Annotated in this window: 12 protein-coding genes; 4 read left to right on the forward strand and 8 right to left on the reverse strand. The window is 54.0% G+C overall.

The genetic code is table 11. From position 1 onward, the window contains the following. Nucleotides 1–276: 276 nt before the first annotated feature. Together BN2106_RS13990 and BN2106_RS13995 are read right to left on the reverse strand one after the other, a co-directional pair. Entirely contained in the window at nt 277–1,659 is a 1,383-nt protein-coding gene (locus BN2106_RS13990) for a glycine--tRNA ligase (RefSeq protein ID WP_050699175.1), read from the reverse strand. A gap of 41 nt (nt 1,660–1,700) precedes the next feature. Beyond that, nucleotides 1,701–2,135 carry a GtrA family protein gene (locus tag BN2106_RS13995; RefSeq protein ID WP_050699176.1) on the reverse strand — a complete coding sequence of 145 codons (435 nt, stop codon included), beginning with the start codon at nt 2,133–2,135 and terminating at the stop codon, nt 1,701–1,703. A 175-nt stretch (nt 2,136–2,310) separates the two neighbouring features. Between BN2106_RS13995 and BN2106_RS14000 the strand changes: the two genes are divergently transcribed. The 3 genes from BN2106_RS14000 to BN2106_RS14010 all read left to right on the forward strand — a co-directional run bounded on the left by BN2106_RS14000 (nt 2,311) and on the right by BN2106_RS14010 (nt 5,508). After that, a complete protein-coding gene (locus BN2106_RS14000) occupies nt 2,311–2,892 on the forward strand; it encodes a VanZ family protein (protein ID WP_050699177.1) in 582 nt (193 codons plus the stop codon). Nucleotides 2,893–2,971: 79 nt separating this feature from the next. After that, entirely contained in the window at nt 2,972–4,141 is a 1,170-nt protein-coding gene (locus BN2106_RS14005) for an iron-containing alcohol dehydrogenase (RefSeq protein WP_050699178.1), read from the forward strand. 170 nt (nt 4,142–4,311) lie between these two features. Next, nucleotides 4,312–5,508, forward strand: coding sequence for a S8 family peptidase (locus BN2106_RS14010; RefSeq protein ID WP_050699179.1), 1,197 nt, complete (start codon nt 4,312–4,314; stop codon nt 5,506–5,508). Between the two features lie 15 nt (nt 5,509–5,523). Here BN2106_RS14010 and BN2106_RS14015 read toward each other — a convergent pair whose 3' ends face one another. The 4 genes from BN2106_RS14015 to BN2106_RS14035 all read right to left on the reverse strand — a co-directional run bounded on the left by BN2106_RS14015 (nt 5,524) and on the right by BN2106_RS14035 (nt 9,333). Beyond that, a complete protein-coding gene (locus tag BN2106_RS14015; protein ID WP_242846335.1) occupies nt 5,524–5,778 on the reverse strand; it encodes a TfoX/Sxy family DNA transformation protein in 255 nt (84 codons plus the stop codon). A 149-nt stretch (nt 5,779–5,927) separates the two neighbouring features. Continuing rightward, a complete protein-coding gene (locus BN2106_RS14020; protein ID WP_050699181.1) occupies nt 5,928–6,701 on the reverse strand; it encodes a formate/nitrite transporter family protein in 774 nt (257 codons plus the stop codon). A 281-nt stretch (nt 6,702–6,982) separates the two neighbouring features. Then, nucleotides 6,983–7,354, reverse strand: a complete 372-nt coding sequence (locus tag BN2106_RS14025; RefSeq protein ID WP_050699182.1) for an iron chaperone — start codon at nt 7,352–7,354, stop codon at nt 6,983–6,985. Between the two features lie 608 nt (nt 7,355–7,962). Further along, nucleotides 7,963–9,333, reverse strand: a complete 1,371-nt coding sequence (locus tag BN2106_RS14035; RefSeq protein WP_050699184.1) for an NCS2 family permease — start codon at nt 9,331–9,333, stop codon at nt 7,963–7,965. Between the two features lie 69 nt (nt 9,334–9,402). On the opposite strand from BN2106_RS14035, the gene BN2106_RS14040 reads away from it, so the two are divergent. Further along, nucleotides 9,403–9,789, forward strand: coding sequence for a hypothetical protein (locus tag BN2106_RS14040; RefSeq protein WP_050699185.1), 387 nt, complete (start codon nt 9,403–9,405; stop codon nt 9,787–9,789). A 509-nt stretch (nt 9,790–10,298) separates the two neighbouring features. Here the strand turns inward: BN2106_RS14040 and BN2106_RS14045 are convergent. Both BN2106_RS14045 and BN2106_RS14050 read right to left on the reverse strand, forming a co-directional pair. Further along, entirely contained in the window at nt 10,299–11,561 is a 1,263-nt protein-coding gene (locus BN2106_RS14045) for a cation:proton antiporter (RefSeq protein ID WP_050699186.1), read from the reverse strand. 90 nt (nt 11,562–11,651) lie between these two features. Further along, nucleotides 11,652–12,206 carry a cysteine hydrolase family protein gene (locus tag BN2106_RS14050; protein WP_050699187.1) on the reverse strand — a complete coding sequence of 185 codons (555 nt, stop codon included), beginning with the start codon at nt 12,204–12,206 and terminating at the stop codon, nt 11,652–11,654. Nucleotides 12,207–12,672 lie beyond the last annotated feature (466 nt).

A 12,672-nucleotide genomic window follows, 5' to 3' on the forward strand; every position in this document is an offset into this window, starting at 1 on the left:
CCCGAAATTTTGCCCGGCAGCATAAAAGGTCCGTAAAGGACCATATCACTCGTTCCCACTCGCTCTTGACCTCCGGTCGGGACGCTCGCTTGAGGCTAAAGCCTCGCTCGACGCTCTAAACGACCATCGCCGCTTTTTAGAAAAGCGGAAAACCACACTTTGTCCTACGCCACAATTAAAACAAAGGCTGTTTTGCAACGCGCTCTTCGTTCATTCAGCTGATCTTTTATGCGTTCAGCTAATTGTAAACCGGGCTCTTTTCTACACCTGTTACAATCAAAACTGAATCTTTTTCAGGATGTAATGGGTCAGGTCGCTGATCTTCACGCGCTCCTGCTGCATGGTATCGCGGTCGCGTACGGTGACGCAGCCGTCGGTTTCGCTGTCAAAGTCGTAGGTGATGCAGAACGGCGTACCGATTTCATCCTGACGGCGGTAGCGTTTGCCGATGGAACCGGCGTCATCATAGTCCACCATAAAATGTTTGGTCAGGGAGGCGTAGACTTCCTGTGCCTTCTCGTTCAGCTTCTTGGAGAGCGGCAGCACGGCGGCCTTAAACGGCGCCAGCGCCGGATGCAGGCGCATGACGACGCGCACGTCGTTCTTCTCCGCGTCAACCACTTCCTCGTCGTACGCATCGCAGAGGAACGCCAGCGCCACACGGTCCGCGCCGAGAGACGGCTCCACCACATAGGGAATGTAGCGCTCGTTGGCCTCCTGATCGAAGTACTCCAGACTCTTGCCGGAGTGCTCCTGGTGTTGCTTGAGGTCGTAGTCCGTGCGGTCCGCGATGCCCCAGAGCTCGCCCCAGCCGAACGGGAACAGGTACTCGATGTCCGTCGTCGCCTTGGAATAGAAGGAAAGCTCCTCCTTTGCGTGGTCGCGCAGCCGCATGTTCTCCTCCGTCATGCCAAGGGAAAGCAGCCAGTTGCGGCAGTAGGAGCGCCAGTATTCAAACCACTCCAGATCGGTGCCTGGCTTGCAGAAGAATTCCAGCTCCATCTGCTCGAACTCGCGGATGCGGAAAATAAAGTTACCCGGGGTGATCTCGTTGCGGAAACTCTTGCCGACCTGCGCCACGCCGAACGGTACTTTGCGGCGTGTGGTACGCTGAATGTTGGCAAAGTTGACAAAGATACCCTGCGCCGTCTCCGGACGGAGATAAATTTCGTTCTTCGCGTCCTCGGTCACGCCCTGGAAGGTCTTGAACATCAGGTTGAACTTGCGGATATCCGTGAAGTTGGAGCCGCCGCAATCGGGGCACTTAATTTCGTGCTCCTTGATGAAGTCCATCATCTTCTCGTTGCTCCAGCCGTCGGCGGACTCGCCGGTGAAGTCCTCGATCAATTTATCCGCGCGGTGGCGGGTTTTGCAGTCGCGGCAGTCCATCAGCGGGTCGGAAAAGCCGCCCACGTGGCCGGACGCCACCCACACCTGCGGGTTCATTAAAATGGCGGAATCAAGCCCTACGTTATAGGGGCTTTCCTGCACAAATTTCTTTTTCCAAGCATTTTTGACGTTGTTTTTGAACTCGACGCCCAGAGGGCCGTAATCCCAGCTGTTGGACAGGCCGCCGTAGATCTCCGAACCGGCATAGACAAAGCCGCGGTTCTTGCAGAGCGCCACAATTTTTTCCATGGTTTTTTCCGTTGCTAACATGTAAAATCCTCCATTGTCCGGGGCGCTGGCTGCGCTCCGTTTTATTTTGCAGGGGAATGCGGGTCTTTGAAAATGAAGAGCTTGCTGAACACGTAATTTAACACAATCACAATGACGTTCATGATGACTTTTGCCAGCCAGTCGTTCCAGGAGAGAAGAATGACCAGCAGCCACATACCCACGGTATCCACCCCAAGGGAAAGCAGCCGCGCGCCTACAAACGACGCCAGTTCCCGCCAAAACGTTTTAGCGGCAAAGCTTTTGCTTTGAAACACAAACAGCTTATTGGTGACGAATGCAAACGCGACGGAAAGCACCCAGGCGAGTGTATTGGCCGTCAGAAGCTCCCAACGCAGGACATCCCGCAGCAGTCCAAATGAAAGGATATTGACGGCGGTGGTCAACACGCCGAATACGATATACAGCACCATTTCCGGCGCAGTCAGAAAGTTCCAAAGCTTTTTGAGCCGTTCCACTTGCACCCCATCCTTTTCATATTCTTATAGTGTAGCATTCCAAAGCGCCTCTTGCAAGGAAAAGCGCAAAGTTTTCCATCGGCGGGCTGCACTCTTGACGGATGCGGCCAATTGTGCTATTCTATCTGTACTAGATTATATAATACAGATAACACATAGAACAGGAGGATTCCCCATGGTCTTTGGCATATTGCTGTTTGGGCTGCCGACCGCATGCATTCTGTCCCTGCTGATTTACCTGCCCATCTGCCTGGCACACCGAAAGGACAAGCTTCCCCTGCCGCGCCACTTGACGGTTTACGCCTTTCTGGTATACTGCTGCATTGTCCTCTTCGCCACAGTATTTCTGTGGGGCATCAATTTTAACCCGGGGTACTATCTTCTCAATTTACAGCCGTTTATTTGGATCACGGAGACTTATGAAATGGGCTGGGCGCGGATGGTCGAGCAGCTGCTTCTGAATATCCTGATGTTCGTCCCGCTGGGCTTCCTGGCGCCGATGGTCTTCAAATCCCTGCGCCGGCTCTGGTCGACGGCGGCTTTTTGCCTGTGCTTTACCGTTTTCATTGAGACGTTCCAGTATTTTACCGGACGTTCCGCGGACATCGACGATGTGATCATGAACCTGCTGGGCGGCGTCCTGGGCTTCCTCGCCTTTGCTCTGCCAAACTGCTTTCTGCGGGACAAGCCCTTTTGGAGAAAGCTGCTGGGAAACGCACCAATGAAAAATTTTGAAGAATCCGCGGAAAACGCTTGACTTAAAGTACACTTTAAGGTCTATACTTCTTTCAGTGACGCGGCGCAGACCGTGCGCCGCAGGAAAGGAGTCTTTATCTATGACATTTCGCTATTACATGCCCACGCGCATCCTGTTTGGAAACGGGATGCTGAACGAGTTGCATCAGCAGGAGCTGCCCGGCAAAAAGGCACTCATCGTCACAACCAACGGCACATCCGTCAAGAAGTTCGGCTATCTCAGCCGTCTGGAGGAACAATTGGACCGTGCAGGTGTGGAACACCTGCTCTTTGATAAAATCCTGCCCAATCCCATCAAAGACCATGTGATGGAGGGCGGCGCGCTGGCCAAACAGAACGGCGTGGATTTCGTGATCGGTTTGGGCGGCGGCAGTGCTATCGACGCGGCGAAGGCCATCGCCATCATGGCGGCAAACGAGGGCGACTACTGGGATTATATCTCCGGCGGCACAGGCAAGGGCCTTCCCGTCCCAAATGACCCGCTGCCGGTCGTCGCCATCACAACCACCGCGGGCACCGGCACGGAGGCCGACCCGTGGACCGTCACCACCAAAACGGAGACAAACGAAAAAATCGGCGGCGGCTACGACAAAACTTTCCCCTTCCTGTCGATTGTGGACCCGGAGCTGATGGTCTCCGTTCCCGCGAAGCTGACTGCCTATCAGGGCTTTGACGCGCTGTTCCACAGCACGGAGGGATACCTGAACAACACCTCCTTTGCGATGAGCGACATGTACGCGCTGAAAGCGATCGAGCTGATTGGCAAAAGCCTCGCCAACGCAGTGCGGGACGGCTCCGACCTGGAAGCGCGCGGCGACGTAGCGCTCGCCAACACGCTGGCGGGCATGGTGGAATCCACCTCCGGATGCATTTCCGAGCACAGCCTGGCACACGCAATCAGCGCCTATCACCCCAATTTTGAGCACGGGGCGGCGCTCATCGCCATCAGCAAGGCATATTACACCTATTTTGCAAACACCGGCAAATGCGACGCCCGCATGATCCAAATGGCGAAGGCGCTGGGCAAGGCGGACGCCGCCAGCCCGATGGACTTTGTTACCGCTTTGGTGGAACTGCAAACCGCCTGCGGCGTAGACAGCATTCAGATGAGCGGCTATGGTATGAAACGCGGGGAACTGGAAAAATACGCGAAGAATGCCCGCGAGACGATGGGCGGCCTGTACGCAGTGGACCCGGTTCCACTGAGCGACGCGGACGCGCTGCAGATTCTGGAGGATTCCTTTCGGTAATTGAATCTGCATCTTGATCAGGCAGCTTACCAAAAACAGAAGACGTGCGGCCGGCACAGCATCGGCGCACGTCTTCTGTTTTTGTGTAAAAAGATTTTGTCCCTCTTCCCGTAACGAAGTCAAAATCCCCTTCATAAGATAGCTTAAGTACCAGAAAGGGGGATTTCACCTTGTATGACGATATACCCAGCGGCTCTTACGCGGCGGGAAAAGTCATTGTCGCCTTAAATCGAAACGGCGGTCCGTCCGCCGGCCCCAGATACGACCTCCACCACATTTTAGATGGGCTCGACTATGAAAAAGCAGAACTCCTGTTCCACTCGGAAAAGAGTCACGGGGAAAACGGCACAGGAGACATCTTATTGGTTTACCTGAAGAACAAACATCCTTCGGCGGTCCTCGATGCCATTGAAACGCTGTCGGGTCATCCACATGTCCGCTATGCGGAACCCGATTATATAGAAACCCTGCACGCCGTCCCCAACGATCCGCTCTATAACCAGCTTTGGGGGACGCAGAAAATTGACGCGCCTTTGGCCTGGAATTTTACAACGGGAAGTTCCAAAGTGTCCGTCGGTGTGATCGACACCGGAATCGATTTCCGTCATCCGGATATCCGAAGAAACATGTGGGTTTCCCCAAACGGACGATTGGCCAACGGATGGAACTTTGCCGACAACGATCGGAATTCCATTGACACTGACGGACACGGGACGCATGTGGCGGGCACCGTCGGGGCTGTAGGAAACAACTGCATCGGCATTACGGGCGTCTGCCAGCACGTCAAGGTCGTTTCCATGAAATTTGGCCTTGACACCGCCTCCGCCATTGCGGCCATCTCTTTTGCAAACCGATTCAACATTCCGATTCTGAATGCCAGCTGGGGCGGACGCGGCTATTCAAAAGCCCTTAGGGATGCCATTCAAAAATACAACGGCCTGTTTATTGCATCGGCGGGTAACTCCGCGGAAGACAACGATATAACCCCCGTCTACCCCGCTTCTTATGACTGCGATAACATCATTTCCGTCGCGGCAACCACGCCGGAGAATACTCTGGCCCGCTTTTCCAATTATGGAGCGGAAAGCGTCGACCTCGCGGCGCCCGGAACCGATATTCTAAGCCTCGGCCTGCAGCGTGAATACAGCACACAGAACGGAACCTCCATGGCAGCGCCGCACGTAGCCGGCGCGGCGGCTTTGTTAAAATCTTACCTGCCCAATCTGACGACTTTGTATTTAAAAGATATGATTTTATCCAGCGCGGTCAAGGTTCCCCAGCTTGCCGGTAAGGTATCAACCGGCGGCATGCTGAATGTGAACGCCATGTTTGAACGGATGAACCGGCTGCGGCGGTCGAGCATCTGACCTTGGAAAGCAAGTCTATTTCAACGTATCAGAGAAATGTTTTAAATCCTGTTTGATTTCATCAGGCAGCTGATTGTACGCAATATTATCAATCGCTCCCTGAAGCGTATACAAATGAACCAGACATACATTTGAGAATCGCATTTTTAATCGAACGAACGCTTCTTTGCTTCCCGTTTGTATGAGCTCCTCCGCGGAGCAAATCCCGATGGACTCCAGCTTCTTTTCCATCTCAGTTCCTATATTTTGCATAGAGGTACATTTTGCCACAAAACCACATCCTTTATCTCACACGGACAGCGGGTTGCACCTTTAATGACAGCCCGCTGTCCGCGCAAATTTGTATGTTCGCCGGCCTGTCTTTTATAGACAGGTTGCTCTTTGAAGCCTTAACGTTTGCCATCCATTTTGAGTTGTGCTTACTTTTCCGGGTACTGCTTCCCAATCCGCAAATAGGGAAGCGCAACACATGCAATCCCCCCGATCATGTTCCCAAGGGTGACAAGCAGCAGATTGTACACTTCTCCGCTCAGGGAGACAGCCGCGCCCCCGGCGGGAGCCAGCAGGCTGATGGTCAGCAGCGTCATGTTGGCGACGCTGTGCTCAAATCCTGTGGTGATAAACGCCAGCAGGCACCAGAAAACCATGATCAGCTTGCCAGATTCCGACTTGCACCGGAATCCGCACCAGACCGCGAGACAAACCAGCATATTGCAAAGGATCCCCCGGCAGATCAGCTGCGCTGGAGGAAGCGACATCTTGACTGCCGCCGCGCTGGAGATAAACTCTCCCACCGCGCCCGTCGCAAGGCCGCACCCCACAAAGACGAACGCAAGTAAAACAGACCCGATCAGATTACCGATATAGCATGCCGCCCAGACCTTGCAGCAATTTCCGATGGTAACCGTCTTTTTTGCCGCGCCTACGGCCATCACCAGGTTGTTCCCGGTAAAAAGCTCCCCACCCGCAATGACAACCAGGCTCAGGGCGACTCCAAAGGTGCAGCCCATGAGCAGCTTATTTGCGGGATTCCCGTTGAGCTGCCCGCCCACGGTAAAAGCAAGCAAAACGCCGAACCCGATGAAGACGCCCGCCAAAACAGAGGCGAGAAAATAGCCCGCTGGATTCGTTTTTAGCAGATGGTATTTTCCCTTTGCGGCGTTCGCCGCCGCCGTGATCTCTTCGTGGAACATAAATTCCCCTCCCATGGCGGGGAAGCGCATTCCCTGCCTGCTGATCTATTCCCCCGTTCCCGGAGGGCCTGGTTGCTGTATGTCATCGCCTTTCAATTCAGGCGCCGACGATGCGGACAGAATCAAAAATTACCCCGCACACATACAGTCAAGCTGGAGCTGTAAACAAAAAAGCAACAGCACTGTAAAGCGCCATTGCTCTTTATTATTAAAACATAAGCTGTCGAATTTTGTCAAGCCTGTTTTCGACTTTCCATACAGACCCGATTCCCCTCGCCGTATCATTTTCTCCAAAATGTCTGACACTCTTTTTTATCCTCTATATTGTACCGGATAATGCGTTCCAACAGCGCATGGTCGACCGGATCGGTCCACTTGATCCGGAAAATTTGCGCGCCCTGGCTATATCCGGACGCAGCGATCTCATCGGAAAACGCCGCCATGGTCTTCGCTTCCGGAGCAATGGCAAAATGCTGCTTTGACACGCTGAACCCTAAGATAAAGGTACCATGATCCGTAAACATCGGCTGGTTCCAGGCAATGCGGGTTTCCAAATTGGGAAAGCCGCGCTTTATCCACGAAAGCACCTCTTTCAGTTTCATTCGATGTTCTTCCTTTTCCATGCCTGCCAGATAGTCCGCAAATGTTTCCATGACTGTCCTCCAATTGATACAACAAACTTTTCCCTTAGTATAAACCGCTGGGACAAAATCATGCCAAAACCATTGCTCAACAAAAACGAATCAGCCTGTTTAAAAGTGCTATTCTTTTTCTTCTACAAGGTTCCGAATTGCAATATTCACCAGCATAAAGATACTTAGACCGAATTTGGACCGGAGAACTTCCAGCCCAGACAAGTTGCTTTCGCAAATGAAAAAGGTACGTATAACAGAATTTTCATGTTCCGATCTTTTGTACAGGGACACTTTCTCTGTCTCAACCAAACGTGTAATAGCCACATTGACGAGTTCGCTCACGGAAACTTCATAAACCGATGTTAAATCAATGAGCCTTTGAAGCAAACGGTCATCGATCGCGTAATTTCGCCGTGACTTCCGTTCCCTCTTGCGAAATCGATTGTCCAGGTATCCCATACACCGTACACCCCATCCATCCTTTTTCTGCATTATAATACGAAATGCGGAGCAGTTGTTTGCGGCAGTACCGAACGGTGCTAAACAAAATAACAGGACGGGCGGCAGTGTTGTTTCACACTGCCGCCCGCCCTGTTTCACAGTTGGGAACGTTACATACGTTGTAATCAGAAATGAATGTACGGAAGGATATACCGGATCAGGAACAGGATCGAAATGCCGTACATGACCGGATGCACTTCCTTGAACTTGCCGCGCACCATCTTGATGACGGTGTAGCTGATGCAGCCGAAGGCGATACCCTCGGAAATGCTGTACGCAAACGGCATCATCGCAATGGTCAGGAAGCACGGAATCGCAAGCTCCATATCGTTCCAGTCGATCTCACGCACGCCGCCCATCATCATCACGCCGACCAGTACAAGGACCGGATAGGTCGCCGCACCGGGGATGAAGCCGAGGAACGGGGCGAGGAAAATTGCGAGGATGAAACATGCCGCCGTGGTCACGCTGGTGAGGCCGGTTCTGCCGCCCTCAGAAATGCCCGCGCTGGATTCCACATAGGTGGTCACGGTGGAAGTGCCGAGCACCGCGCCCACGGAGGTCGCGATGGAGTCCGCCAGCAACGCCTTGCCCGCGTTCGGCAGCTTGCCGTCCTTGGTCAGGAAGCCCGCCTTGCCGGCGGTGCCGTACAGGGTGCCGACGGTGTCGAACATGTCGACCATGGTCAGGGAAATCAAAACCGCAATCAGGGAGAAGATCGCCACGCCGATGCCCTGGTCCAATTTCAGCAGTTCGCCAAAGCCGCCCAGGAACTGTCCGAAGGTCGGCGCAAGGGAAGCGCCCACAGAGGAACCCATTGCAATGCCGACGTCCGCGCCAAATGCGAACTGCATGATCGCGCCCACAATGGTAGTGGCGATGATGCTGATAAACAGGCCACCCTTGACATTCCATACCACCAGCACGATCGTGATGATGATACCGATGACAGCAAGCAGCACCTTCGGATCGCTGAAATTGCCCAGCGTCACAAGGGTGGAATCGCTGTTCGCCACGATACCGGAGCCGACCAGCGCCACAATTGCAATGAACAGGCCGATGCCGCCGCTGATGGCCTTCTTAATCGGCAGCGGGATCGCATTGACAATCGCCTCCCTGCCGCCGGTGACGGTCAGCAGGATGAAGATGATGCCGGAGATAAAGACGGCCGCCAAACCGGCCTGCCAGGAATAGCCATAGGTACCGCAGATGGTGAACGCAAAGAACGCATTCAGGCCCATGCCGGGGGCCTGCGCCAGAGGATAGTTGGACAACAGTCCAATCAGCAGGGTGCCGATCGCCGCGGAAATACAGGTTGCCAACATAACCGCGCCAGCGTCCATGCCCGTCGCGCCCAAAATAGAGGGATTGACGAAAATGATGTACGCCATGGTGAAGAAGGTGGTCAGGCCCGCCACAATCTCTGTGCGAACCGTCGTTTTGTTCTCCTTCAATTTGAAGAAGTCTTTCCTGGCTGCCGTGGAATTGTTTGCCATTGGGTATCACACTCCTCAAGTATTTTCCCCTTTCAGCTACAGGCGCGCCAAAGAAGGTTCCGGGACTTTATGAAAATTTTGACCCAAAACCGTTTGTCCGGTGCGCGCCTAAAGAAAACCACACGGTGCGGAAAAAACCGGTCCCGTTTACTGGTTTCGCAGGCGCTGGTCTGCCGCAAAATTCCAAACGCTTTGCCGGGTGATATTCTTTTGTCAAAAAAGGGAATGATTAGTTATATTATATCGGTTTCAGGGAGAGAAATCAACTATTATTTGGTTTCTTTGCCCACAGGCCGTCCGGGAATTCCTTCCAAATGTCCGGTACAAAAACAGCAGGAGGGCCCGACCACCATCGGACCCTCCTGCTGCCGCCGCCATGGAGACGGCATCCCTTTTCACATTTTAAAAGACCCTTGGACGGTGGCACAGCCCACCACAGACTGTGCCGCCGGTTAGGGGCGCGGCCAACAACCGTCCGACACGACGGCTGCTCTCCTTCCTGCCGATCCGACCTCCAGATCCGCCGGCCGCTAAAGACCTTCTTCCTTCCTTCGTTCTACCCAACACGTAGAACTGCTGAAGCTCTGCGGTTTTTGCAAACCGCGCATTTTAAAGACTCGCGGGTATCTCCTCCAAGTGCGGCAGCCCTTCCCGCTATCGGGACAGCCGCAGATTTGTTCGCTTTATCACAGTACAAGCCTGCATCATAGCTCCATCCGGCAATGGTTTTTTGCAACCGGGAAATGCCTCTCAGGCGGCGCCATTCCGCATGCAATTCCCCCAGAAGTAACCAAATCATTCATTTTTTTCTATGAATATAGCATAAAGCTTTTTACAATGAATTGCAAGGCAGAGTTATCATTTAGAATGAAAAGTCCATATTTTCGCAACATAAATCCATATTATGTGAACAGATTTCCAAAAGCGAAAGGCCGCGGTCCACCGAGCCGCAGCCTTTGCCAACATTACCCTTTTTTCTTTCCTCCTGGCTTTTGTTTCTTTTGCGGTTCTTCCGGCGGGGCATGCTCCGGCCGGATGGAGTGTGAGAGCACCAGAGCACCCTTGGCACACGCCGGCCCCACCATCTCGTATAGAATTCCGGAGGACAGGATGATCGTGGACAGCATCGCACCCAAATCCGCCGGAAGCAGACGCTGTCCCAGCGCCGCCAATCCGATGGATACGCCGGCCTGCGGGATCAGCGCCAGGCCCAGGTATTTTCGGATTACGTCCGGCGAACGGGTCACCCACGCACCGAGATAGGCGCCGGCGTATTTGCCGGCGATCCGCACCACAAAGTAGCACACGCCGATCACGCCCGCCGTCAGCAGCATGGGAACCTCCAGCCGCATACCGGACAGGACAAAAAACAGCAGCATAATCGGGGGCGTAAAATGGTTGACCTGCTTGAACAGCTGGCGGTCCGTGATGAGATTTACATAGACCATTCCCATCAGCATACAGGCCAGCAGCGGGGACACGTCCAACATCGTGCACACGCCGGTCAGGGCGAAAATCACGGCGTTGATGAGCACCAGCCGGTGCTCGCGGGAGCGCCGGTCCGTGATGATCCATCTGAGCAAAACGCCGCAGCCCGCCCCCAGCACGAGCACCGCCGCATTCAGCGCCAGCGGGAGCAGGAAAACGCCCCAGTTCATCCGCGTGCCGCCGGAGGCCATCTCCTCCGCCACCGCCGCGCAGATGCTGAACGCGAGCAGGGCGACCGCGTCGTCCAGCGCCACCACCTGCAAAATGGTGTTGACCAGCTCGCCCTTCGCGCGGTACTGCCGGATCGTCATGATCGTGGAGGCCGGGGCCGTCGCGGAACCGATCGCCCCCAGCAGCAGAGAAAACGGAACCGACAGGTGGAAGACAAAGATCATCGTCAGTGAGACAGCCGCGGCGCCGAAAAGCGCCTCAAACAGGGTGATCAGGATCACACGCCCGCCGCTTTTCCGCAGCTCCGAAATCCGGAAATATTTGCCCACGCCGAACGCGATATAGGCTAAGGCGATATCCGTCACAAATTCCATTCCGGATATCATGGAATCGGGAATTAAATGCAGTACATACGGTCCGATTAATACGCCCGCCAGAATGTATCCCGTTACATTCGGCAGCCGTAATTTCTTGGTGATCCTCGTTACCAGGAACCCGGCAAACAGCATGATCGACAGGCTCAGGATCACCTCGGCAGAGGTATTTGCCATCCGATCTAAAAAAGTCATATGCTCACACCCTTTCTCTCAAACGATACGGGTGAGGCTGTCCGGCGGAACAGGCTTTTTATAAGGCAGAGGACCTCAATTTTGAGAGGATCAGCGCTTCCCTGCGTCCGTTTGTTTTTCCATCTCTTCCAGCCATCCTTTTGTGGGAACCACCGTGGCAAACCGGTTGTTCCAGATGCGCCGGGTATAGAACGCACACAGGTCCTTTGCGGAAAAATCCCCGTTGTCAAACGTGGTGACGGCGTCTTCCGGGATTGTCAGCTTGTACCCGTATTCAAACGCCGCCTTGCAGGTCGCGTCGATGCAGTATTCCGTCTGCATCCCCACCAGGATCAGCTTCGAAATTCCGCGCTCTTCCAGATACGCCCGCAGACCGGTTTGACGGAACGCGCTGTTAAACCGCTTGTCAAAAATCCTCTCGTCTGGCGAAGGGGCCACTGCTCCGGCAATTTCCCAGCCGGGCGTGTCCCGCTCCAACTCGTCGCCTGCGCCGCCGTCGTGCCGGACATAGAGCACTTCCACGCCCTTTTTCCGGCAGGCAGCCAACAAGTCCTGCCAATTTTTCAGCGTTTCCTGTTCCCGGTATGGGTGACCGTCCAGCAGCGCCGTCTGGACATCGACTACCAGCAATGCCGTTTTTCCCATGCAAATCGCCCCCTTTGTCTGTTTATTATAACATAAAAAAAGTGCAGCCTCCATCACAAAAAGGACAAGTGGCAAAACCGCCTTTGTTTTAATTGTAGCGCAGGGCAAAATGCGTTTCCCCACCTTTTTAAAAGGTGGCGGTTTCCAAAGGCAGCGGACGTGCAACGTCTTTCGCGGACCTCCGGTCGGGACGCGCCTCCGGCGAGGAACATTTTCACCTTGCAAATCATGCTTAAAATAGGTCTTTCTACGTTTCTAAAAGCAGCGAAAACCATTTTTACCATGCAGGCAATTCTTAAAATATATTCTTCTACGTTTCTAAAAAGCGGCGATGGTCGTTTAGAGCGTCGAGCGAGGCTTTAGCCTCTAGCGAGCGTCCCGACCGGAGGTCAAGTGCGAGTGGGAACGAGTGATATGGTCATTTATAGACCTTTTGTGCGACCGGGTGGACTATCGGGGCCGTTGC

Origin of the sequence: Anaeromassilibacillus senegalensis (assembly GCF_001261775.1) — a bacterium.
Taxonomy (GTDB): Bacteria; Bacillota; Clostridia; order Oscillospirales; family Acutalibacteraceae; genus Anaeromassilibacillus; species Anaeromassilibacillus senegalensis.